At 52.1% G+C, this 24,200-nt stretch carries 15 protein-coding genes; 9 read left to right on the top strand and 6 right to left on the bottom strand.

Going from position 1 to position 24,200, the window contains the following annotated elements:
* Positions 1–1,019: 1,019 nt before the first annotated feature.
* Both Pr1d_RS24025 and Pr1d_RS24020 read right to left on the bottom strand, forming a co-directional pair.
* Positions 1,020–1,409 carry a hypothetical protein gene (locus Pr1d_RS24025; protein WP_148075903.1) on the bottom strand — a complete coding sequence of 130 codons (390 nt, stop codon included), beginning with the start codon at positions 1,407–1,409 and terminating at the stop codon, positions 1,020–1,022.
* Positions 1,410–1,420: 11 nt separating this feature from the next.
* The gene (locus Pr1d_RS24020; protein WP_148075902.1) at positions 1,421–2,110 is read right to left on the bottom strand and encodes a ParA family protein; all 690 of its coding nucleotides are present in this window, start codon (positions 2,108–2,110) and stop codon (positions 1,421–1,423) included.
* A 989-nt stretch (positions 2,111–3,099) separates the two neighbouring features.
* On the opposite strand from Pr1d_RS24020, the gene Pr1d_RS24015 reads away from it, so the two are divergent.
* Complete coding sequence (locus Pr1d_RS24015; RefSeq protein WP_148075901.1) at positions 3,100–4,572, top strand: replication initiator protein A; 1,473 nt, start codon at positions 3,100–3,102, stop codon at positions 4,570–4,572.
* A 528-nt stretch (positions 4,573–5,100) separates the two neighbouring features.
* On the opposite strand, the gene Pr1d_RS24010 is transcribed toward Pr1d_RS24015, so the two are convergent.
* The gene (locus Pr1d_RS24010; RefSeq protein WP_148075900.1) at positions 5,101–5,361 is read right to left on the bottom strand and encodes a hypothetical protein; all 261 of its coding nucleotides are present in this window, start codon (positions 5,359–5,361) and stop codon (positions 5,101–5,103) included.
* A 1,015-nt stretch (positions 5,362–6,376) separates the two neighbouring features.
* On the opposite strand from Pr1d_RS24010, the gene Pr1d_RS24005 reads away from it, so the two are divergent.
* From Pr1d_RS24005 to Pr1d_RS23995, 3 genes are all read left to right on the top strand, one after another.
* The gene (locus Pr1d_RS24005) at positions 6,377–7,234 is read left to right on the top strand and encodes a hypothetical protein (RefSeq protein ID WP_148075899.1); all 858 of its coding nucleotides are present in this window, start codon (positions 6,377–6,379) and stop codon (positions 7,232–7,234) included.
* 322 nt (positions 7,235–7,556) lie between these two features.
* Complete coding sequence (locus tag Pr1d_RS24000; RefSeq protein WP_148075898.1) at positions 7,557–8,543, top strand: AAA family ATPase; 987 nt, start codon at positions 7,557–7,559, stop codon at positions 8,541–8,543.
* 15 nt (positions 8,544–8,558) lie between these two features.
* Complete coding sequence (locus Pr1d_RS23995) at positions 8,559–11,021, top strand: S8 family peptidase (protein WP_148075897.1); 2,463 nt, start codon at positions 8,559–8,561, stop codon at positions 11,019–11,021.
* Between the two features lie 119 nt (positions 11,022–11,140).
* Here Pr1d_RS23995 and Pr1d_RS23990 read toward each other — a convergent pair whose 3' ends face one another.
* From Pr1d_RS23990 to Pr1d_RS23980, 3 genes are all read right to left on the bottom strand, one after another.
* Complete coding sequence (locus Pr1d_RS23990; RefSeq protein WP_148075896.1) at positions 11,141–12,349, bottom strand: McrC family protein; 1,209 nt, start codon at positions 12,347–12,349, stop codon at positions 11,141–11,143.
* Entirely contained in the window at positions 12,346–14,976 is a 2,631-nt protein-coding gene (locus tag Pr1d_RS26165) for an McrB family protein (protein ID WP_210417822.1), read from the bottom strand. The genes Pr1d_RS23990 and Pr1d_RS26165 overlap by 4 nt, the downstream gene beginning before the upstream one ends.
* Before the next feature lie 214 nt (positions 14,977–15,190).
* A complete protein-coding gene (locus Pr1d_RS23980; RefSeq protein WP_148075895.1) occupies positions 15,191–16,018 on the bottom strand; it encodes an ArdC family protein in 828 nt (275 codons plus the stop codon).
* A 288-nt stretch (positions 16,019–16,306) separates the two neighbouring features.
* Here Pr1d_RS23980 and Pr1d_RS23975 point away from each other — a divergent pair, with 288 nt between their 5' ends.
* The 5 genes from Pr1d_RS23975 (at position 16,307) to Pr1d_RS23955 (ending at position 23,884) form a co-directional block, all read left to right on the top strand.
* Positions 16,307–16,519, top strand: a complete 213-nt coding sequence (locus Pr1d_RS23975) for a helix-turn-helix domain-containing protein (protein ID WP_148075894.1) — start codon at positions 16,307–16,309, stop codon at positions 16,517–16,519.
* A 326-nt stretch (positions 16,520–16,845) separates the two neighbouring features.
* A complete protein-coding gene (locus Pr1d_RS23970; protein WP_148075893.1) occupies positions 16,846–18,423 on the top strand; it encodes a type I restriction-modification system subunit M in 1,578 nt (525 codons plus the stop codon).
* Positions 18,420–19,604 carry a restriction endonuclease subunit S gene (locus Pr1d_RS23965; protein WP_148075892.1) on the top strand — a complete coding sequence of 395 codons (1,185 nt, stop codon included), beginning with the start codon at positions 18,420–18,422 and terminating at the stop codon, positions 19,602–19,604. Before Pr1d_RS23970 ends, Pr1d_RS23965 begins: the two co-directional genes overlap by 4 nt.
* A 1-nt stretch (position 19,605) precedes the next feature.
* Positions 19,606–20,790: an ATP-binding protein gene (locus tag Pr1d_RS23960; protein ID WP_148075891.1), complete on the top strand. Its 1,185-nt coding sequence runs from the start codon at positions 19,606–19,608 to the stop codon at positions 20,788–20,790.
* Entirely contained in the window at positions 20,783–23,884 is a 3,102-nt protein-coding gene (locus Pr1d_RS23955; RefSeq protein ID WP_148075890.1) for a type I restriction endonuclease subunit R, read from the top strand. Before Pr1d_RS23960 ends, Pr1d_RS23955 begins: the two co-directional genes overlap by 8 nt.
* Positions 23,885–24,200: the final 316 nt, after the last annotated feature.

The following is a 24,200-nucleotide window of genomic DNA, read 5'->3' as shown; positions in this document are numbered from 1 at the left end:
TAAACCGCAATGCGAGGCGGTGATTGTTTATGACAGTTGCGGCGGGTGACTCGTTGCCGTGAGAGCGAACCCTTCAACACGTTTGGCGTTTTTGCTAGTGCATTCACGACCGTTACAAAACCTAAGTGCGAACACGACTCCATTTGACGGGAACAAAACAACAACCCTCGAAACGTACATTTCAAGCTACGTTTACCGAGCTTTGGCCAAACGCCTCCTACCCTCCAGCAAACTGGCTTAGCAGAGACAGCAGGAAGACACGCCCCCAGCGTGTCGGGGGGACCCGCGAGAGGCCCTAGCCTCGAAGCGTGGGGGTTCGCTTCCTAAGCGAACCCGGCGTAGCGGGTGCCCCTAGCACCCCGAAGCCGTGCCCGAAGGGTGTGAGCCCCCAGGCGAACATATTGAGGACATGCCCAAGCATGTTCTCAATGCATAAAAGAAGACTCGTTTTTCGACGGTGGGCGGAGGCGGTCTCCCTGTGGGAACCGCGAAGCGAAGGGGTGGTTGTGTGGGTGGTGTTGCAAGTGAAAAGCAGTTTTTCACTGGGAAACCACATAAGGTAACGTGATAACAGAACCGGGAACTGCGGCTTTGCCGCACCCGGTTTGGTTTACTTAACCGTCACCGAAGACCAGGCGAGGAGCGTAGCGATCGAGACAATCTAAGAAGGGCAAAATTTGATGCTCTCGGCATCAAAAAATAAGAAGTAGAAGTGCGAAGCACTTTTCCCTAGCGGTGGCGGTAGGCCGGGCGAGCGAGCATTCAAGGTGTCCCGTAGGATATAAAAATTCCATCATCGGGAACCGCAGGATGCGAGCGGATATACAGCCGAGCCAAAAGCGGAGCGGGTCAAGGTGGAGAGCAAAGCGGACCTTGACGCGTGGGAGTGTTGGCGAGTCCATCAAGGGGTGGTAGAAGCAAAGTGGTTAGCGGCGGTGTGTTATAGCCGGTATTGCTGGCTCGAACGCAAGTCGTCGTGAAACCGCTTGCTGGCGGGGTGGCGGTGGCAACAAGCTACCCTAAAGGTGCCCCTCCCCTTTAAGCCAAGGCTCAAGGGCTTCTTCTACGAGGTCTTGCTGGGTATAGATTTCTTCACCAGCAAGTTGCCGTTCTAAAGAAGCCCGCTTGAGGGCTGCGGCAATTTCTGGTTTCAGCCGAACCGTAACGGGAATGAGCCCTACGGGAAATGCGGCCTTCTTCCCTTTTCGCTTCTTCGGAGTCCGGACTTCTTCAGCTTCAGGCTCTTCCTCGACTGCTTGTGTCACCTTCTTAGTCTCAGTGGCAGGAAGCTTGGCTTCCGTCGCTGGTGGAGGTGTTCTTTCTTGAGTAACGAACGCGCGAACGGCATCAGCGTCAGCTCCGGGAGGAACAACGGTAAGTCCAGCGGTAAGTGGTTTTCGTTCAGCCATCTGATGTACTCCTATCCGTTAGCCCGTTTCTTTCGTCCCCTCACCCGCCGCATCGGAACTACGTTCTCGGTGCAAGCTTCGGGTAGAAGTTCACGAAAAAGAGCATCAATTTCCTCTGCAGCGTCACGGGCCGATGAACCCATCTTCCAAACGAAGGTCGCCTGCCCTGGCGCGTCGGCATATGCCTGACGAAGTCCAATTGGTGCTTCAGCGACTGTCAACTCTAGTGATGCTGCCGCATCTCGCATGTCTTTGGTCAGCCGGTAATCACGACCAACCATCGTCAGAACTGCAATTGCATCAGGCTGACCGTTTCGAATGGCCTGAGCTTGGCGGACGAACGCGGTGTTCATCGCCAGTGCACGAGCTTCAAACATGCTCGCCTTACAAGGAATTACCGCAAGGTCTGCCCACATTAGAAGTGCCCGACTTGTCTCGGTCTGGCTTCCGGGGCCATCGGCAACGATGTAATCGGCCTTGTCTCGGAGCACTGGAAGGCTGTCGAGAATCTCGTCTGAGTTAGCGAAATGGAAGACCTGAATGTCTGGCTTTGCCTCCTGAACCCATTGCGATGAAGACTTCTGTGCATCGCAATCGGCCAGGATCACACTATGGCCTTGCTCGTGGAGCCAGGCAGCTAAGTTGCCAGCAAGAGTAGACTTCCCTACTCCGCCTTTGGAATTTACTAGCGCAATAATCATCAAAGAAACCGTAAAGTAGTTGCACCAAAGTTGGCAAGTAATATTTCACGCAAGATGGCTGCGCATATTGTCACGCAGCTGACGGGCTGGCCAGCAATATTGTTTGCTGTAGTGCAGGCAATACGGCCTGCCTGCAATCATGCTGCGCAGCCGACATGCTGGTGTGTTTTCTTGCCGCACAGCAAACTTGCTTGCTGACCTGTAGGCTTGCAACGCAGGAAGCAAGCCAACCGTCTGCGCAACCCGCAGGCCTGCCAACCAGCAATCATGCTTGCAGGCTGACATGCTGGCCAGCTTGCAAGTAGCAAGTAGCAAGAAGGAATGCCTACGGGGAGTTGGTGAGAAAGAGGGTAGGGAAATTAGTGGCCGGTCAGTTGCCAGCCCGCAGGATAGCTTGCAAGCATGCTGACATGCTTGCTGGCCTGCATGCTTGCCGGAAAAGAAAATCAATTGTCAGAACTCGGCGGTACTGAGAATGTTGAGTTGGTTCAAAGCGCTTAAAGCGCTAGGGGCTACTTGTGGTGTGGAGTGGGTGAGGGGGTTAGATTTTAGGCACAAAAAAACCGACTTTGGCGAGTCGGTCTTTTTGCGGAACCAGGCGAAACGAGTCGCGCGGTCTTTGGAATGTTGTAGCGACATCCAGACTACCGCCCACCAACTCGATTCGTCAACGAATTCTTTCGCTCAAAATCTAACACTAATGCTCGGCAGGAAATGGCCGCAGTGATGACGTATTTCGCTACGCTATAGGACCTCAATTGGGGACCGTGAAATGAGACATGTTTTACCGTGAATCGAAACATCTTTGGGCCGTGAAACGAAACACGTTTTACCGTGAGACGAAACACCAAAGAATGGCGGATTACTGTGAAATGAAACACGTTTTCAGTGGGTAAGCTGCCGAAAGCATGGATAAAAAGGCCGAGTTAACTCTTGTAGTAAAACTCTAAACTACAACAACAAGTGTTGTTGATTTTTGGTAATAGGATTTGAATCAAAGCGAAAAGCAATTACGGCAGCATCGTCTAGAGAACTTCGGTCAGGGTCGTGACGAACTGAATTTTGCTGAGTTCCCACTTGCTGCCATCTGCGACCGCTTTCTCGACGGCACAAAAACCGTTGTCTTTGAAGATACCGTCTGGGATGAAGAAAAAAGAAAGCACCTGCCGAGGAAGTTGACCATTTCCGGTTCTGACCGATACGGCCTCCCGACCTCAAAAGACGATGACGTGCTCCTTGCCTGCATTCAACTTTCAAGCCTTGGCGATTTCCATAGTAGGGAAGTTCACTTTAGCCGCTACGAATTGCTAAAACTCCTTCGCTGGCCAGATGAAACTCGTTACTACCGCAGAGTTGCTACATCGCTTCGCCGCTGGAAGGGACTGACGGTCTATTCTGATCGCGCCTTCTACGATAAAGCACGAAAGAGTTGGGTAAATCGAGACTTCGGCGTATTCGATAACCTCTTCGTCTACGAGCGTGAGGAAGAAGAGAAAATCGCTTCGCCTGCAGACTCTTGGTTCGTATGGAATGAAGTGGTCTACGAGAGTTTTCAGGCGGGCTACCTCAAGAAACTCGACTGGGATTTGTATTGCAGGCTGAAAGACCCCGTCGCCAAGCGCCTTTACCGCTTTCTCGATAAGCGGTTCTATCGCTCAGACCGACTAACGCTTGATCTGCACGAGCTTGCCTACGACAAGGTTCGTGTCAGCCGGAATTACAACACGGCACAAACGAAGCGAGCCTTGATGAAAGGAATTCGCGAGCTTGAAGCCCTTTGGGACCTGCGTCCGATGGAGGCCGACGAGCGATTCCGCAAGATCTCCCGTGGAAAATGGGAGGCGGTTTTCCAAAAGAAAAGGAAAACCGCAAGGAGGCAAGTTGCGGCGAAGCCGCAGTTGAGTGGCGCTAGCTTGGAACTAACGAAGCGCGGCGTTGGTGAGAGGGTAGCCGCGAGCCTTGTTGCCAATTATCCAGGCGAAAGGGTGCAGAGCATGCTTGAGCTTTTTGATTGGCATAACGAACGCGGCGAAGCGAGGGGAGCAGGGTTCCTCGTTGCTGGAATCAAAAGCGAGTCTGAATATAAGAAGCCGAAAGGTTTTAGGAGTAGCAAGCAGCAGCGCGCTGCAGAGAAGCAGTCTAAGGATGCAGACGTAAAGCAGCTGCGACAACGAGAGCAGAAAGACGCGAGAGAACGAGCTGTGGAGGCAGCACTAGACCGCAAATTCCGAGTGTTCTGGAGTGGCTTGTGTGAAAGCGAGAAAGCTCGGTTCCAAGACGACGCCCTAGCGCGGGCGGATCGCACCAAGCGAGACGGCTATTTACGTGCCGAAAAAGTAGGAGGGGTAATTTTTGACCAATATTGTCAGTTAATATTGCGAGACCACTTCCAACGAAACGGACAAGGCGAGAACGCGACAATAAGTTGTGGCAGCCGCTCCAGCTTTCAAAACGGCGCTTAAGACGCTCCAGCTACGCTATACTCCTACGCTTTGGAGCACCCATCGCTAGTTTTTTTCTAAGTAATCCCAGACTTTCATGTGTATGAATATCTTGTACTTCGTTGCCTCGTACGGTACGCCGATCTCATCATTTGGAGGTCGGAGCCAAGCGGTAAACAGTCGCATCGGACGCGGAGAACGCATGTTGCGGGAAGGCGGCATCAAGAAGGTGTCGCCGAAGCAGCATTGCTGATGTCCACATCGCTAGGGAGTTGCGCCTAGGATTTGCCTAACCAGCAATGAAAGGGGACGGGAGTTGTTATCCGTCACGCATTTTCTCAGTAGAGCCGGATGCCATGAGAGTGGCTTGTCCGAGGGCGGTTCGGGGAACGCAAGTTTCTGGAACCCTCACAGCAAGAACGCATGAAGCGTCTATTGCTGTGAGTAGACCCTGTAGCTCGACGGAGGCTGTCGGTGAGTAATCTCGGCAAATGCGCTTAAGCTGACGTTGTAGGTCAGAAAAACGCAGTTCGAAGTAATCCACCACTTCTATCCGATGCCGCAAAGCGGCGCGGGAACACGGGCGACTCGGAAACGGCATTTAGTAGTTATTAAATGCTTGTTTCGTCGCAAAGCGGGTGAGAAAGCGGAGTCTTTCAAATCCCGTCGACGGGGATCGGGGCTTGCTTCGATAGCGAGTTCGATCAACGTCGCTGGCGTGGGGACCAGCAGTTTGGTGACAAACTGCTTCGGATGAGTGACTTCATCCGGCGACCGAGTTAAACGCTCGGCGGGAAATAGCTCAACCACGAAAGGCCCAAGGAACCACAGGGTCCAAGGGCTTGCCAGTAAGTTCAGCAGGAGAGTTGGTAAAGAGCGAAAATCTGATCGTTGATGGGTAGGGGAGGAGCTTGTTGGTTCTACCCCCCGAAAACGTTCAACAACAGTTGAACGGTGACTATGGCAGGCGGGAGCCTGCACATACAACGATGGACCGTCGTTTAACAGCGACTAGCAAGCTTACCTGCGCCGAACGATTCGGCTAATTGAACGAAGGGCGAAACTAACGAGGGAACCGCTACGGTGGCCGGAGTGACATCCGGTGCCTGACAAAGTCAGTCAGGTGTTTCAAATACCGTAGTGGGGGAGTGAGGCTTAAGTACGAAGGCCGGAAGGCCGAGTCCGAGCGGCTACCAGTCGTAAGGGCTTTCGCGTATCAGGCTGGTTACCTGATGCGATGGCGAAAAGGAAAGAGCCGACTGAGTGCGGAAACGCACCCAGCGATGTGGACATGCCGCTGGTCAAAAAAACCAGCGGTTCATGGAAGTGACGGTGAGCGGCTAAGGCAGTTCAAGCCGGAGGGCTTGGGCTGCCGTGGCCGTGTACCAGCGACTCACAGTCTACGTGCGTCTTGCACCAGAGGACTGTGAGTAAGGTTTGGAAAAAGGCAAAAAACGTGTAGCCACTATAATTGTGGCTACTCAACAGGAATCAACCCTGCGCGGGCGCAGAAAGCACCGCAGGGCAAGGCTTGCGTCACGATACGTGACTCCGCTATGGAATTAGGTAGCTCGCATTTATGAGCTTGAGCACCTGATGACCAAGCGTTTGAGATGCGTTCAAACGCGCCTGAATTTCTGAGCGAGAAGGATTTCGCCTTCGACGGCTTTCCGAGGAGTTGTGCCACAACAACTCCTCATCCGATTTGTGTTGATTTATGAAATGCCGAGGAGGATCGTGAATAACAAAATACTGATAGAACACTATATTTGGATTTCTGATCAAGGACTGGCTGTTGTGCTCTCTGAGCAGGGGACCGGCTAGTTTGCAGAGGCCGAAGGCTTATCGCTGCCAAGCGACAAGTATTGATGGCCTCGTACAGCAGGTCGCCGTCAGCTATTTGCGACACGGCTACTGGTATTACGTCACCGGGATGATTCCCGAGGAAAAAGATCCGGAAGAAATCGACAGCAAACTAATCGCTCGCTACCAAATCGATGTTACCGAACGGGAACGGGCGAGTCGAAAGCGTTCTGGACTGGCAAACATGCAGTACATTCGGCACGAGAGTTTCTTTCTCCTGATGTGCAGTCAGGGCCTGCATGAATTCAGACAGCGTGAGGAGGATTTGATCCGCGACGCGCGGAAGGTGCCGATTCTCATCCCTAAAGTCGCCCGTCTACGCAGAAAGAAAAAGAAGCATGCTGATTCAAGATTGTTTGAAGGCTACGCCGTGAGCTACCGGCGCGGCCACTGGGCGAGAAAATCCGAGGAGGACAAAACGCTCTACAAAGAACTCCGTGGGCGAGGGGAGCGCCCTGCTCGCGGCGAGCGCGACCATGCCTGGCGCTCTCGCGTGGAAATCGAAAAGCGGACCTACCGTCGATTGCGGGCGTATTTTCTGAACATTGCGCCGCATCGCTCCGTGCAGAATCTGGCCCATGAGTTGGACGCAATTTCCTACCAACCGTATGCACCAGTGCGGCAACAGCTGCTGGCACTTGTACGCGACATCAACAAAGTGCGAAAGATTGCTGGCGTCAAACTGCCAGTGCCCTACGAGGTGCTCAACCTGAAGCGAGTTCAGATTCATCCCTTCGCCGAACGGAATGCCGAGAGCAATGAGAGCCGCGTTAGGGATGTGGAGGGTGCAACGCAGTCTCGTATGAGACCGAAGCGTTAGCGGAGCCTGGAGCGAGCCCGACCCGCAGGGAAACGCCCAACTACGCCACAAGCGGATTTCAGGAGTTCAGGGACCAAGCTGGGACCAAGCTGGGCACGCAGCGTAGCGTTCAACAGCGGATCTCTAGACCGTGAGGAGCCCGCTAGCGTCAAAACAGAGAGAGTTGGCGGACTGTGCCGGCAATTGTTCACTGATCTGGCCAAAATGCCGATTTGACCTAAGTGACTGGCGGGTAAGGATCAATTACGATACAGAGCAGGAAGGATTAGCGTCCAAGACCTCAACAGAGCACGCTAATTCTTGAGTAATCAGGACGCGACTTATGGCAACAGGTGAGCAAGTAAAAGCATTGGTGAGGAGCTTTTCTGCGGGCGACGGGGAGCATTTTGTATCCGTCGCAATGCAGATTGCGTCTCAGGCTGCGCGCACCGGGAAGGAGAAGCTTGCTAAAGACTTGCGAGATCTGGTCGACGAGATCAAGAAGCAGCAGTCATCCGGCACCCTAACAAGGCCAGTACCCATCGCTCGCCCATCAGGCGAACTTGCTGGGCTACTGACGGTTTCATACCCGAAGACCCTACTGAGTGAAATGGTCTTGAGCGAGGAAGTGGAGCCGCGACTCAAGCGAGTACTTAGAGAGTATCGGCACCAGAATCGTCTCCGCGAACACAGTTTGTCAGCACGACGGAAGCTCTTACTCGTTGGTCCACCTGGTTGCGGAAAGACGATGACGGCCTCGGCCTTAGCAGGGGAACTTAAGCTCCCACTGTTTAGTGTGCAGCTACATGGCCTCATTACCAAGTTCATGGGGGAGACGGCTGCAAAGCTTCACGTAATTTTTGAGTCGATGCACGAAACTCGCGGCGTGTACCTGTTCGACGAGTTCGATGCGATTGGCTCGAATCGAGGAGCGAAAAACGACGTAGGCGAGATTCGTCGAGTCTTGAATTCGTTCCTCCAGTTTCTCGAACAAGACGATTCAGACAGCCTCGTGGTTGCTGCCACGAATTATGTAGAGATGCTCGACGACGCGTTGTTTCGTCGTTTCGACGATGTGATTGAATACGTCATCCCGACCCCAGAGCAGGTTAAGGCACTCATCGAGAATAGACTTAGCTCCTTTGGCCTAGGGCGAATCGCGTGGACCAAAGTCAAAGACGTTTCTGCGGGACTTAGTCATGCGGAAATCTCACGAGCGTGCGATGACGCCGCGAAAGATTGTCTTCTTGCGGGCAAGAGCAAAGTGACAACACAGTTGCTCGTTCAGGCTTTTTCTGAGCGGAGTCGAGGCGGAACTATAAGGCTCTAACGTGTGTGAGAAAGCATGACTCAGCATCCGCATCTTGTCCTCCGCGACACGGGAGAAACGAAGACCTACACGTCTACTAGCGGGGGTGGTAGCGCGCCGTTCAAAACGCCTCCACGAGATGACCGTCGCAGCCACGGCACAGGTATTGTCAGTAGCATTCGCACAGCAGTAGCCGATTCCTCTTCCGAAACCGAAGAGGAAGACGAATCCGAACGCCCCGAAGGCATCACATTAGAGTTTGAGAGCGACCCAGGGTTTGCTCTCAAGATCGAAAGCCTCGAACGGGAGCGAAGCGGTATTGAGCTGGTCAACGTCCGTGAAGATAGCGGTAAGATGTTCGCCGTTGTGTTCGTGCCGACGAACAAGGCGGCGATGTTCCTACGAATCTTTGAACGTTATATCGACGAAGACGCAGATAGCGGCGCTCCTAAGAATCAGGCGTTGGTAGAGAGTATTAGTTTCGTGCGACAGGCTACGCTTCGTTCGTTCTGGACGGACTCGAAGCCATACCCTACTCAGACGGATAGAATTTGGTGGGAGATCTGGCTGCGAAACGACGGCGAGGTTACGGGAGTCGTAGAGAAATTCCAAGCCGAGGCGCAACGGATTGGCATTACGGTCAGTCAACGCTTGGTGCGGTTCCCTGAGCGGATCGTGCTTCTCGCCGAAGCGAGTGCAGAGCAATGGGAGCAGTTTCACAATTTGTTTGACTTGCTGGCGGAGCTACGGGCGGCGGCAAAGGTGCCGACCGAGTTCGTCGAATTAACACCAAAGGAACAAGCGGAAAGGATTCGATCCGCGTTGGCACGGATCACGCTGCCCAATGAGGACGCGCCAGCGGTATGCCTACTCGATACAGGCGTGAATCGCAGCCATCCGTTGCTTGAGATCGCACTCGACGAAGAGCATTTGCTGACTGTTGACCCAAACTGGACGCCCGCTGATCGCAAGGGACACGGCACGGAAATGGCAGGCCTAGCCTTGTATGGCTGCTTGACTGAAGTCCTTGGAAGCGAAGAACCGGTGCAACTTTCTCATCGCCTGGAATCGGTGAAAATCCTCCCTGATGAAGGTTCAAACAGCCCAGAACACTACGGAGCAATTACGAGCGAAGCAGTTGCGCGCGCGGAAGTGCAGTCACCGACACGCAATCGCGCAATCTGCCTGGCGGTAACCGCTGAAAAGTGCGACGAAGGCTTGCCAACCTCCTGGTCGGCTTCTGTTGATCAGCTTTGCAGCGGAGCTTTGGATTCCAATCAACGTCTGATGTTTGTTTCCGCTGGAAACACTCCTTCCGAAACTCGTCACGAATATCCGGCAAGTAACCACCTAGAAGGTGTTGAAGACCCTTCGCATGCCTGGAACGTTGTGACAGTGGGGGCCTACACCGAACTTTGCGTTATTCGTTCGCAGGAATACGTAGATTGGGAGCCTGTTGCAAAAGCAGGATTGCTAAGTCCTTGCAGTCGCACTTCCGTGATCTGGGAAAAGAAGGAATGGCCACTGAAGCCCGACATCGTCATGGAGGGCGGCAACAGCGCCCGCGAATCGGGCAGCGGGCATGCTGATTCCATTGATGATCTGGCTTTACTAACGACACGATTGAGTCCTACAGGAGCGTTGCTGACGACAAGTGGCGACACGAGCGGAGCCACAGCGCAAGCAGCTCGGTTTGCGGCGATGGTCAATGCCAAGTACCCGCACCTCTGGCCAGAGACAGTGCGAGCATTGATGGTTCACTCGGCAGAGTGGACGGGCGCAATGCTTGAAGAGTTTCCTCACAGAGAGCGTCACAAGCGAATCCGTTGTTATGGGTACGGCGTACCGAATATCGACCGGGCTCTCTGGAGCGTGTCCAATGCCGCCACGATGATTGTGCAAGATTCGTTGCAGCCATTCGACCGAGTTGATGGGAAGATTAAAACGAAGGACATGCGAATGCACGCGCTACCTTGGCCGAAGGAAGTCCTGGAGAGCCTCGGAGAGACGCCGATCAAGATGCGAGTGACTTTATCCTACTTCATTGAACCGAGTCCTGGTCGACGCGGCTGGCAAACGAAACATCGTTATCAATCTCACGGCCTGCGTTTTGACGTGAAGCGACCGGTTGAGACCGTAGAGCAGTTCGATCAACGTCTGAGCAAGGACGCCTGGGAAGATCGAGAGGAACGCCCTGATTCAGTTGCTGAGGACCGTAGTTGGCAGCTTGGTAAGAACCTTAGAACGCGTGGTTCGGTACATTCTGATACCTGGACGGGAACGGCGAGCGAACTAGCAGCTTGTGGAGTGATAGCGGTTCATCCTGTTACCGGCTGGTGGCGAGAGCGTCCTCACCTAGAACGATGGAGCCGTTCGGCTAGGTATGCATTGGTCGTATCGCTGGAAACCGATGACGCCGAGATCGACCTCTATACGCCAATCGAGAGCCAAGTGGTGACCGAGGTCGAAACGGAAGTCGAGATCGAAGACGACTTCTAAGCTAGAGTGAGCACGCAGGACAGTGCCGCTGCGGCATGCACGTGGGCCATGTTGCCAAGAGTCACCCGCAAAGTGGTATTGATGGGGCTTTGGAATCGGCTAGCTAACTCATTACCTGCTTAGGTAGGCGTTGATCGCTCAAGTTGGGCTAGTAGCGAGACCAAAAACTTGCGGCCATTTTCGTCGATATCTCCTGTGAGTGCAAAAGCTGCTGTCCAGACGTGGATGTCGCCTCCCACGGTATGGTCAAAGGGAGTGGGCAGCTCTTGAGGATATACGAGCATCGCTCGTTCACAACTGATCGCTTTGGCGTAGGCAATCACTTGCTCCAAATCGCTTGCGCTCGGTGAGTTCGGGGTCTTGTACTTCGTATCGAGTAACACAAGCGGTTGCCCTGTGTGGCGGTCGCAGATTAGTAGATCGATCTCGAAACGGACTGCGTTCTGATGCCCGAGAGGAACTCCGTACTGCTCAGAAATCGTCAAGTTGTCCGGAAGGTGCATGCGGAGCCATTCAGCGACGAACAGCTCATAGAGTCGGGGCATGTTCACAAGAAAGGGCAGCATGCTTCGACTGCCCTGCTGATGGCCAGGGCCGCCATGTTCAAGAAAAAATCGGCAGAGAGCGTGCATGGGCGAGTAATCATTGTTTAATCTCGTATATGCCCTGTTCGTGCAGACCGAAGGTGAACAGGGATTCAAGCTCGCTGCACTGTGCACCGCGCGAAAAGCTCGCCTGACGAGTTGGGCTACTTCAGACCTGCCAAAGCCGTGTCTCGCGATGCAGTAGAGAGTCCAGGCCAGGATCTGATTGTCTTCGATATCCGCCGTGTTCTCGTGATAGCTACAGTCTAGCGAGACTTCTGTTGGAGTCCTAAGCATTGAATCCAAGTTTAGCTTGCCGCGCAGATAAGGAAGCTTGTTGGAACGAGCGACATACTCGCGGTGAAATCCTTTTCGGCTTCGATCAAGTATTCTAAGTGCAAGTACCTTTGCTAAACGCTCATAGAATTCAAGCATGCTGCTGGCACCAACCATTTCGCCAGGTGCAAGAAAAGTAAGTCTGTAGGCATACTCCAGCATTTGGAAGAGACTACTGATCTCAACTTTTGGCTCGATGAACACGCGGTGGTCATGATCGATTGGAATGTGGCCAGCCCAACCTTGGGGTGTCAACAACCAATGGTTGCCCGTCTTGAAAGAGGGGGGCTCGACGAGAATCCTATCGCTATACTGAGTCCATAGCTGCTCTCCCAATGAAGCCGGAAGCTCATCTGGCGCGAAGCGAGTCGTCTTATGTTCCGTGAGATGGAGAACTGATAGGGTCATTCGCAGATACGATCCCCTACCTTTTCCCAGCGGAACTGGTCTGCCTTGGGTAGATTGTCAAAAAAGTACTCCTCCAAGTAGGGTACGATCTCCATGACCCAAATATCTTCGAGCTGCTCCTCAAGGTTATCGACTAAAAAGAAAGAGATGCCGATCTCGTAGTGCGGATCGCCGATCTCCTGGTTAAGCTCTTTGAGCACTGCCACGAGCCCGGCAACATCGAAACCAGAATCGGTGTGCGCGCGGGCCAGCACGTCATAGTCTGGTGACATGCGAATAAATGCGAATCGACGTCTTAGAGCGTAGTCTACCAGCGCAATTGAACGGTCTGCCGTATTCATCGTGCCGATGATGCGAACATTTCTGGGAATACGAAACACCCCACCGCCTGCAAGATCAATCTCTTGGTCACGGTATTCCAGCAAGTACATCAGCTCACCGAACACGCGAGAGAGATTGGCGCGGTTGATTTCGTCAATGATCAAAACACATCGACCTTTTCGCTGTGCGGCTTCAGAGCAGAAGTCTTTGAATAGTCCCGCTACGTTTGCGTAGGAAAGTTGAGCACCATCAGTCAATTGAGGCCGAATTCCTTGCATGAAATCTTGGTAGGCGTATTCGGGGTGGAACTGGACAATCTTGAAAAAACCATCCGTACCGCCAATCAGGTGTCGAGCTAACTTATCTGCGAGATAAGTCTTTCCGGTTCCCGGAGGACCGTAGAACACGGCCTGCTTTTTACGATCAAGGGCACTCAGCCAACGTTCTAACTGCGCTACAGTGAAACTCGTGTCAGCCGAGCACTGGTCAATCGAGTAATCCGGATTGAGCGGCGAAGGCTTAGGGTCTGCCGGTGCGGGGGGATCTGAGGGATCGCCAAGAGGTTCGGCGTCTCTCAATTGCTCGAATCGTTCGGCACTTACTTTCTGGACGGTGCCTGACCAGCTAGGTTCATTGACTTTGCGTGCCGTTACATCGTCCCACATGACAGGAAGACGATGGCCATGCTTCGTGTTGGGCAGGTAGTAGTAGGGGCCAATAACGGTGCCATAGCCGAGAATCTCTGACTTTCCCTTGTTTGCAATAATCCGGTCACCTTCTCGAATGCGCGAGAATGTCCAGACTTGGCTGAGCCCCCGCTTCGTCCAGTCCTCGTGTTCAGTTAGTAAAGCCGCCCGGCGATTATTGAATTCTTCTCTGGGTATGCCAGTCAGATCTCCCAATTCGTCCCAACCGATTGTGATGTAGCCTTCGTCGCGACAATTCACCCAGTTCCAGGCCTCAGCTCCTGGGGAGATCTTGTAGACGGTCGACTTCTTGAAGTCGAACTTGCGAACGGCTACCAGCCAGTGGCTGAACATATCGAGCACATCGCCTGCAAGTGCGTCATTTTGACCGACTTCGTCGAATAGCGCCTTATGCTTCTCTTGGAGTGCGAAATGCACGGCATTTAGCTTTGGGTAATCTTGCAGGCTGTTTGAGTAATCGGAGCCTGTAATGTGATTGAGCGTCTGGCGAGGCTTGTTGTTGATGATATTGAAGTGGGCTGAATCGAGCGCATTCAAGATGGGCGTGAGCATGCCCATTTGGAACCCTTTAGAAGGGACGTTTTCTGCAAACCACTCGCAGTTCTCTGCTAGCTTCATTGGTGACTCAATTGACCGGCGAACAAACTCAAGGATGGTCGTTGCGACCTCTGGCCAGTCTTTAGGATCTGTCCATTTGGCCCCTTCAAACCACTGTCTAATGTCTTTCGTGATCGAAGGAGCGATGTGTATCCAGACTCCTCGCTCGCGATTGCCCTTCGTATCGGCATATGGAAGCAGTTCGCAGAGTACTGCATCGGTGACATCTTCACCGCGACTGTGGGCCTCGCAGATTTTCTTGTAACTCTGTTCAGCTTCTTTTCGCTGAGATGGGTATCGTCGGAGATGCGACTGCCCCTCTTTAGAGTCAACAAACGACGCGACGAAATCTTTAAACAGAGACTGGAAATCATCGGCTGCCACAACATCGGCTTCTTTTGCGGCTAACGAAAGCACGACGTCCATACTCTGCGGAGTAAGGCCAAGCTGCTCTCTGACGCCCTGAACACCTTCGTTATATGTTAGGTAACCTTCGGCTGTTCGTCGCTTCTTGAATTTAATCTGTGGTTGCACGATCTTCAGCCCGTGCTCCATAGCGGGAATCCAAACGGCGAATCGCTCCGGGTCGCGCAAATAGAGAATGGCTGAGGGAAGGGAAGTGCCTGCTCCAGATATCTCATCTTGCTTCCATAGTTCATTGAGAATCTCATCGCGGTTCTCATCGGTCGCATTCCAGAGCTTCGATATCCATTGATTAAAGGCATCGGGCACCTGGGCAATCTGGTTAGCAAGATGTCCATAGAACGCGGGCATGAAGCGGTCGGCGCGTTTCTTGTCCGCACCGTAGTCGGCATTTAGGGCCGCGAGAAGAGCCCTAATGTCCTCTTCGTCGAATGAGCCAAGCTTTTCTTCAAGCAGCTTTCGAGCTTCGCCTTCACCTTGCAGGCGTGATTGCAGTCTAACATCTGGCATGTGCTGGCGATTGTAGGAGAGTAATAGATCATGCCAGCCGGAAGATATGTTCTGAGAAGAGTGGCTCATATGGGTTGCTTCTTGTTATTTCTAGGTTTCTGCAATAGCACCTCATGGTTTCATCCATCAGTGCATGGTGCGGGACGATGCCAATGAGTATCGAGCATTATCTGCGTACTTTCAACGCGTATCAATTCCAGCAAAAAAAAGTGCGTCGATCACCGCATGAAGCCGGAAAACAGCATTGCAGTGACCAAACGCACTGTGAGTGCCTTTAGACGCCTCACGCAGCAGCCTCTGCGTCAGCTACTTGAGCTGATTCCAACGCCTCAAGTATCTGTGCAGCAGCCTTCTGGATTCCGTCAAGCGATCCAGCCAGCACGTCCATGTCACCGCTATAGAGCCGGATGTAGTCCGCACTGTGCGTGGTGGAGTCTAAACCCACGGCTCGGCAGACGACGTGAGCAACTGCTTCTGCTTCCGTTTCACGGATAGTCTTCGTCGTTTGCAATCGCTTCGACTTGTCCGTATGCAGCAACTCGTGTGCAAGCTCGTGCGTGAGCACCGCGAATCGCTCGGCACCTTCCACCTTGGGGTCGATGATGATCTTCCCCTTGCAAGATACTCCATCAGCACCGGAGTCAAGCTCTTCGTAAACAAGCTCGATTCCTTTCGCTTGAATCACTCGCTCTACGGCTTCGATGTAGTGCCCAGCATCTCCGGTGACGCTGGCAAACTCAGGCATCTCCTTGCCCTCAGTCTGGCTTACATCATAGACGTGCACGACCTTGAACCCTCGCAGGGCCCGCTCTTCGCCGTCTTCTGAAGATTCTTCCTCCTTGTTGCGATAGACCATTGGTGCAACGATGCCGATGCCTTTTTCGCCTTTTGTTACCCAGCGTCCGATCTTCTTCCAGGCATGAAAGCCTTGCACCATCTGCGCGTCCGGTTTCTGCATCGCAATGAGTAGGCAGTTATTAAAGCTGTAGCGGGGGAACCTCGCCATTACCGCCATGAACTGCTTCAGCTGTTCGCTGTCTCCCATTGCCAGCGCCTCGTTTAGCTCACGTACGCCTTGCTCGATTAGCTTCTTTATTTCGTCTTTCTTCATCGCTCTAACTCCTTACGTTCGCACTGCTCCCGGCACAGCAGCGACGTGCTGAATTAAGCGGCCTTGCCGGCGGCCAGAAAGACCACGGCACGGCAAGTCAAGGTGGAGTCTTTCCCGTAGGGAAAGCAGCAGAGAGGGAAGGAGCGAAGCGGCGGCCCGAACGGACCTTTACGCCGTGATAAGATCCAAGAAGCCGCAGGCAGGCAAAGCCCAAAACCACACCGGTGTTCTTGTAGGGAATGGGGACGCCTGGTAAGGTTTGGTGTGCAATGCAACGAGGTGCTACAAATGTCCAGCGAAGACTTTCTACTTGTTCGAGAAGCGGCAGAGGCACTAGGCGTGTCGGCGAACACTATTCGCGCATGGGCCGACAGTGGAAAACTCACGGAGTACAGACATCCCATCAACAACTACCGCTTGTTTAAGCAAAAAGATGTCGCGTTGCTAAAGAAAAGAATAGATAATCCCCCAGCAACAGGTCGAAAGACGCGAGCCAAGTAGTGCAATAAGTGACGACAGAATGACCACGCCCTATAACGCAAACTACTTCACGCATGATTTGACTCGGCGAGCACAGCCGAAGGGCTTAGATCGTTTGTCGATGAAGTGGGTCTTGGCAAGACCATCTAGGCAGGTCGCGTACTTTGCCAAAACTGGGCCGAACGGAAACGAAAGCTGCTCACCACATTCACGGCTAGTCTGCGGAAACAGCGGACGCTGGAACTTTGAAAATGGGCTAAGCAGCGAATGATCCCGGCTGTTTCCGCCAAAGCGCAGGCTGTCTCCCAAAGAACGGGAAAGACAATTCGAGAAGGAGAAACAATTGCATGAATGGAAGCCAACAACGAGCAGCCTTGCAACGCCAAATCTGGCAAATCGCCAATGACGTTCGCGGTGCTGTGGATGGATGGGACTTCAAACAGTATGTCCTGGGCACCTTGTTCTATCGCTTTATCAGCGAGAACTTTGCCCAGTACATCGAAGCAGGCGACCAAAGCATCGACTATGCCTCGCTCCAGGATTCCGTGATCACGTCCGAGATCAAAGACGACGCCATCAAAACTAAGGGTTACTTTATCTACCCAAGCCAGTTGTTTTCCAAAATCGCCAACGAGGCGAACACCAACGAAAGCTTGAACACGGATCTGGCGAACATCTTTACCGCGATTGAAGCCTCGGCGAGTGGATACCCGTCCGAGCCAGACATCAAGGGACTCTTCGCCGATTTTGACACAACCAGCAACCGTCTGGGCAATACAGTCACGGACAAAAACACTCGCTTGGCGGCTGTGCTGAAAGGGGTCGCAGGTTTGAATTTCGGCGAATTCAGCCTGGGTGACTTCAATGGCAACCAAATCGATTTGTTCGGCGATGCCTACGAGTTTCTGATCTCCAACTACGCGGCCAACGCGGGCAAGTCGGGGGGCGAGTTCTTTACGCCTCAGCACGTGTCCAAGCTGATTGCCATGCTGGCGATGCACAAACAGACCAGAGTCAACAAGATTTACGACCCGGCCTGCGGTTCTGGTTCATTGTTGCTGCAATCCAAGAAGCATTTTGACGCCCACATCATTGAAGAGGGCTTCTTCGGTCAGGAGATAAACCACACGACCTACAACCTGGCTCGGATGAACATGTTCTTGCACAACATCAACTACGACAAGTTCAATATCCGACTGGGCAACACGCTTATTGACCCAGCACTAAGCGACGAAACACCGTTCGATGCAATCGTCTCCAATCCACCGTACTCGGTGAAATGGAAGGGCAGCGACGACCCTACGCTCATCAACGACGACCGTTTCGCTCCGGCGGGAGTGCTGGCCCCGAAATCCAAAGCAGATTTTGCCTTCGTGCTTCATGCCCTGAGCTATCTGTCTAGCAAAGGTCGCGCGGCCATCGTCTGCTTCCCAGGAATCTTCTACCGAGGTGGCGCCGAGCAGAAAATCCGGAAGTATTTGGTAGACAATAATTTTGTTGAAACGGTAATCTCACTGGCCCCGAATCTGTTTTTTGGCACCACCATCGCAGTGAATATTCTGCTCCTGTCCAAGCACAAGACCGACACGAACACTCAGTTCATTGACGCCAGCGGTGAGGACTACTTTAAAAAAGAAACGAATACCAATGTCCTCACAGATCAGCATATCGAAGCCATTATGCAGGCCTTCGACACCAAGGCGAACATCGATCACTTCGCTCAATCTGTCGCTTTGGACAAGATCGCTGACAACGATTACAACCTGTCGGTCAGCAGTTATGTTGAACCCGAGGATACCCGCGAGAAGGTGGACATTGTCAAACTTAACGCCGAGCTGAAAACGACCGTGGCCAGGATCGACAAGCTGCGTTCGGAAATCGATTCGATTGTGACGGAGATCGAAGGAGAGGAGGTCGAGGCGTGAGCAAGGTGACCTTTTTAAACAAGCTGCTGGATGGTGCTGATGTGGATTGGAAGCCACTAATGGAGGTGGCGGAGTACTCACAGACGCGAGTAGATGCTGCTGAACTCGACGCGACTTCGTTTGTGGGAGTGGATAATCTCGTCGCCGACAAGGGTGGGCGCGTTGACGCAAATTATCTGCCGAACACAAACCGCTTGACGGCTTATGAGCCAAGAGACATCCTTCTCGGCAACATCCGTCCGTACCTGAAGAAAGTGTGGATGGCGACCAACTCAGGTGGGTGCAGTGGAGATGTCCTTGCTGTCCGGATTCAAGATGAATTCAAACAAACTGTTGACTCAAAGTTTCTCTACTATCTGTTGTCTTCAAACGAATTCTTCTCGTACAGCATGCAGCATGCAAAAGGCGCGAAGATGCCGCGAGGGAACAAAACGGCAATTCTGGGCTACCAGATACCCATTCCATGCCCATCGAACCCGAGAAACTCGCTTGAAATCCAGGTCGAAATCGTCCGTATTTTGGACACCTTTGCCGAGCTAACCGCCGAGCTAACCGCCGAGCTAACCGCCCGAAAGAAGCAATACGACTATTATCGCGATCAGTTGTTGAGTTTTGCAGATGGCGAAGTTGAACGGAAACCGCTTGGAAGATTAGCAACGATCACGATTGGTGAGTTTGTGCGAAAAGACAAACAGGATGCCGCTGCTCAGTATCCGGTTTACAACGGAGGACGGACGCCGACCGGTTACTACGAGAATTACAACAATACTGGAAACAAGATCATCGTAAGCGCCAGAGGGGCAAACGCTGGGTTTGTGAATCGGATCTCAAGTCCATATTGGGCCGGGAACAGCTGCTACTCAATTGGAGTTGAAGATGGCCAGAACATGAACTGGAACTTCGTCTACTATTTCTTGAAACGATCAGAGCGAAAGCTGATAGGAAGTCAACAAAAAGGTGGAATTCCTGCTGTTTCGAAGAAGCAGATGGAAGATTTCTTAGTGCCAATTCCGCCAAAGCCGGAGCAAGATCGTATCGTTTCCGTCCTTGATGATTTCGACATCCTTACCAATTCAATCACCGAAGGTTTACCTCGCGAAATCGAATTGCGGCAGAAGCAGTACGAGTACTATTGCGATTTGCTGCTGAGCTTCCCTAAGCCCGAAGAGGCGGAAGCGTAAAATGAGCAAGACCCTGACAGAAATCGCACAGCAGCTCAAGGAAGCCGATAAAAAGGTGCAGTTGATCTACGCCTTCAATGGAACGGGCAAAACCCGCTTGTCACGGGAGTTTAAGGACCTGATCGCCCCTAAAAACGATACCGACGAGGAAGAAGCCGGACTCTCGCGGGATAAGATCCTCTACTACAACGCGTTCACCGAAGATCTGTTCCACTGGGACAATGACCTAGAGGAAGATATTGAGAAAAAATTACGCATCCAGCCGAATACGTTTACCGACTGGATTTTACTAGAACAGGGACAAGACCAAAATGTTGTCGCAAACTTTCAACGCCTGACTAATAAACAGTTAACACCGTCTTTCAACCAACATTATCGGGTCGTTGATGGCAGACGTACTTACCATATCAGAGATGTGACCTTCTCGATCGAAACCGGCGATGAAGATGGCACTGAGAGCATTAAGATTTCCAAAGGCGAAGAGAGTGTTTTTGTCTGGAGCGTTTTTTACACAATACTTGAAGAAGTGGTTGATGTGCTAAGCGTTCCGGAGGCTGGCGATCGCGGCACCAATCAATTCGATAATTTGGAATATGTATTTATTGACGACCCGGTAAGTTCGCTTGACGACAGTCACCTGATTGAGCTGGCGCAACGATTAGCGGCCCTGATTAAATTGTCTCCGCAAGACGGTCCGAAGTTTGTCATCACGACTCACAATCCACTTTTCTTTAACGTGTTGTTCAATGCAATTAAGAAGGGGCTCAAGTATCGGTTGACATATAATGAAGACGGTACTTTTTCTCTTGAACCTCTGAGAACTGACAGCCCATTTTCTTATCATCTACATTTGCTGGAGAAGCTTAGGCTCGCCTCGGAGCAAAACGGTTTTGAAAAGTACCACTACAATTTTTTGAGAAACATCCTCGAAAAGACTTCTACCTTTCTTGGGTATGACGATTGGGCAGACTTGCTTCCAAGGACGGCTGAGGGAACAAGCGACCCTTATCTGAAACGTATTATCGATATTTCGAGCCACTCGAAACATTCGGGATATGAGCTGTCCGAGCTATCGCAAGATGACAAGCGGGTCTTGAAATTCCTTCTGACTGACGCAGCAAACAAGCAGTACGTATTTCCAGAAAAGTACAGAATGGCTTTGGAGGAAGATCATCCCAATGGCTGAGCAGACAAAAACCATCGCCGAATCGAATAGCTTCATCATCCTGGAGAAATACACCCGGGAATGGACGGCAGCCGAAAGCTACCAAAGCGAAGCGGACTTGGAACGAGAGCTTATTGTCGATTTACAGAACCAGGGCTATGAATTCCGGACCGACTTGAAATCTCAAGAGACGTTGCTTGCTAATGTGCGAGTTCAACTGCAGGCACTAAATGGCGTGGAGCTCTCCGATGATGAATGGCAGCGGTTCGTGAAAACCTATCTGGATAAGCCCAGCGAAAGCATCGTCGACAAGACTCGCAAAATCCACGATGACTATATCCACGATTTCGTCTTCGACGATGGCCATATCCAAAACATCTACTTGCTGGATAAGAAGAACCGGACTCGCAACAAGCTGCAAGTGATCCAGCAGATCGAGCAGACTGGCAGCCATGCCAATCGATACGACGTCACGATTCTGGTAAACGGGCTGCCCCTAGTGCAGGTGGAGCTAAAGAAACGTGGCGTGGCGATTCGCGAGGCATTTAACCAGGTGCATCGCTATAGCAAGGAGAGCTTTAACAGCGAGCATTCTCTGTATAAGTTTCTTCAGCTGTTCGTCATTTCCAACGGCACCGATACACGCTATTTCGCCAACACCACGCAACGCGACAAGAACAGTTTTGACTTCACCATGAACTGGGCGAAAGCAGATAATAGCCTGCTTAAGGATTTGAAGGATTTTACCGCGACCTTCTTTCAAAAGAACACGTTGCTAGAGGTACTGCTGAAGTACTCGGTCTTTGATGTCAGCAACACGCTGCTTGTGATGCGGCCCTACCAAATCGCCGCTACCGAGCGGATCATGTGGAAAACCAACAGTTCGTATACTGCTAAAAGCTGGAGCAAGCCGGAAAGCGGGGGCTATGTCTGGCATACGACCGGTTCAGGCAAAACGCTGACAAGCTTCAAAGCGGCCCGATTGGCAACGGAGCTGGACTTTGTCGACAAAGTGTTTTTTGTGGTGGACCGGAAAGACCTGGACTACCAGACGATGAAGGAGTATCAGCGTTTTTCTCCCGACAGCGTCAACGGCTCCGACAGCACGGCAGGGCTCAAACGCAACTTGGGCAAGGACGACAACAAGATCGTCGTGACAACGATTCAGAAGCTCAATAACTTGATGAAGAGCGAATCCGACCTGCCGATTTACGAAAAGCAAGTCGTCTTTATCTTTGACGAGTGCCATCGCAGTCAATTTGGTGAAGCACAAAAGAATCTCAAGAGGAAGTTCAAGCGATATTATCAGTTCGGCTTTACTGGCACCCCGATCTTTCCGCAGAACGCCCTTTCCGCTGAAACGACCGCCAGCGTGTTTGGCCGCGAATTGCATTCCTACGTGATCACCGACGCGATTCGCGACGAGAAGGTGCTCAAGTTCAAAGTGGATTACAACGACGTCCGTCCTCAGTTTAAGGATATTGAAACTGAACAAGACGAGAAAAAACTAACCGCCGCCGAGAACCGTCAGGCTCTATTGCATTCGGATCGCATTCGAGAGATTTCGCAATACATCCTGACCCATTACCGGCAGAAAACGCATCGCTTGCGGGCGAGCGGGACCGGCTTCAACGCGATGTTCGCCGTTAGCAGCGTGGATGCCGCGAAGCTGTTTTACGAAAAGCTGAACGAACTTCAAGCTGATAGTGACAGACCACTGAAAATCGCCACCATCTTTTCGTTTGCCGCTAACGAAGAGCAGGATGCTGTGGGGGATATTCAGGACGAGAGCTTCAACGTGTCGGCGATGAACAGCAGTGCGAAGGAGTTCTTAGACGCGGCGATTGCCGACTACAACGCCTACTTCAAAACGAGCTTCAGCGTAGATAGCAACGGCTTTCAGAATTACTATCGCGACTTGGCCAAGCGTGTGAAGTCGCAAGACATCGATTTGCTGATCGTGGTGGGGATGTTCCTAACGGGTTTCGATGCACCGACGCTAAACACGCTATTCGTAGACAAGAACCTCCGTTATCACGGACTTATTCAAGCGTTTTCACGAACAAATCGCATTTATGACGCCACCAAGACGTTCGGAAACGTTGTTACTTTCCGCGATTTAGAGAAGGCCACCGTCGATGCGATCACGCTCTTTGGCGACAGCAACACGAAGAACGTGGTGCTTGAAAAGAGCTACAAGGAATACATGGAAGGCTTCACTGATGTCGTCACCGGCCAAGCCCGGCGTGGCTACAAGGAAGTCGTAGCAGAGTTGGAAGAACGATTTCCTAATCCGGACGATATCGTTCGGGAGAAAGACAGGAAAGACTTCGTGAAGCTGTTCGGCGAGTATTTACGGGTTGAAAATATCCTGCAAAACTTCGATGAATTTGCAAGCCTGAAAGCCCTGAAAGACATTGACATCGATGATCAAGAGCAAGTCGAAGCATTCAAGGAAGAGCATTACCTAAGCGATGAAGACCTGGAGCCGTTGCAGAGCATCGACGTACCGCCTGATCGCAAGGTTCAAGATTACCGATCGACGTACAACGACATTCGAGACTGGTTACGGCGTGAAAAAACGAGCAATGAAAATGAGCAATCGACTGTCGATTGGGCAGAGGTGGTGTTCGAGGTCGATTTGCTGAAGTCGCAAGAGATCAATCTGGATTACATCCTAGAGCTGATCTTCGAGCACAACAAGAAGACCAAGAATAAAGCGAATTTGGTTGAGGAAGTGCGTCGACTGATTCGTGCCAGTGTTGGCAATCGCGCCAAGGAAAGTTTGGTGGTTGACTTTATTAACCAAGCAAAACTGGATGAAATCCCAGACAAATCCGGTGTGATCGAAGCTTTTTTTGGTTTTGCACGGGTCGAGCAACAGCGAGAAGCTGGAGAGCTGATCGCTGACGAAAACCTCAACATAGACGCGGCCAAGCGGTATCTCAGCACATCACTACGGCGAGAGTTTGCTAGCGAGAATGGCACCGAGCTCAATGCCATTCTTCCCAAAATGAGTCCGCTTAATCCGGAGTATCTGACGAAGAAGCAGAGCGTGTTTCAGAAGGTCGCTGCGTTTGTGGAGAAGTTTAAAGGGGTAGGCGGGGACATTTGAAAATATCAGATAGAGAGCTCGGAGATCATACAGTCGTCCGGTCGCGGGGTTCGGCTGAAGGGTCACGGAATGACCTGAAACTTATAAATGGCTAAAAACACTAGAGAAAATTAACGCCCGATAAGAAGGCTTATCGGGCATTTGTTTGACATGCCGAGCATGTGCTAGGCTACCCAAGTAGTGCCAAAGCCGGAGCTTGATTGGCCTTGTCTCGCGTAACCTCTAGCGACTACGAATAAGCTCTCACTAAACGGCATGTGCTGAGATACAAACCCCTAACCGCATAGCCCGTGTAGCAGCACAAGCCCCGGATGGT

Source organism: Bythopirellula goksoeyrii (assembly GCF_008065115.1).
In the GTDB taxonomy this organism is placed as follows: Bacteria; Planctomycetota; Planctomycetia; order Pirellulales; family Lacipirellulaceae; genus Bythopirellula; species Bythopirellula goksoeyrii.
This window is presented reverse-complemented; position numbering and strand designations above follow the sequence as displayed.

Excerpts from the sequence above, each read along its gene's own strand:
- Pr1d_RS24025 (WP_148075903.1), bottom strand. The coding sequence starts at position 1,409 with ATGGCTGAACGAAAACCACTTACCGCTGGACTTACCGTTGTTCCTCCC.
- Pr1d_RS24020 (WP_148075902.1), bottom strand. The coding sequence starts at position 2,110 with ATGATTATTGCGCTAGTAAATTCCAAAGGCGGAGTAGGGAAGTCTACT.
- Pr1d_RS24000 (WP_148075898.1), top strand. The coding sequence starts at position 7,557 with ATGGCAACAGGTGAGCAAGTAAAAGCATTGGTGAGGAGCTTTTCTGCG.
- Pr1d_RS23995 (WP_148075897.1), top strand. The coding sequence starts at position 8,559 with ATGACTCAGCATCCGCATCTTGTCCTCCGCGACACGGGAGAAACGAAG.
- Pr1d_RS23990 (WP_148075896.1), bottom strand. The coding sequence starts at position 12,349 with ATGACCCTATCAGTTCTCCATCTCACGGAACATAAGACGACTCGCTTC.
- Pr1d_RS26165 (WP_210417822.1), bottom strand. The coding sequence starts at position 14,976 with ATGAGCCACTCTTCTCAGAACATATCTTCCGGCTGGCATGATCTATTA.
- Pr1d_RS23980 (WP_148075895.1), bottom strand. The coding sequence starts at position 16,018 with ATGAAGAAAGACGAAATAAAGAAGCTAATCGAGCAAGGCGTACGTGAG.
- Pr1d_RS23975 (WP_148075894.1), top strand. The coding sequence starts at position 16,307 with ATGTCCAGCGAAGACTTTCTACTTGTTCGAGAAGCGGCAGAGGCACTA.
- Pr1d_RS23970 (WP_148075893.1), top strand. The coding sequence starts at position 16,846 with ATGAATGGAAGCCAACAACGAGCAGCCTTGCAACGCCAAATCTGGCAA.
- Pr1d_RS23960 (WP_148075891.1), top strand. The coding sequence starts at position 19,606 with ATGAGCAAGACCCTGACAGAAATCGCACAGCAGCTCAAGGAAGCCGAT.
- Pr1d_RS23955 (WP_148075890.1), top strand. The coding sequence starts at position 20,783 with ATGGCTGAGCAGACAAAAACCATCGCCGAATCGAATAGCTTCATCATC.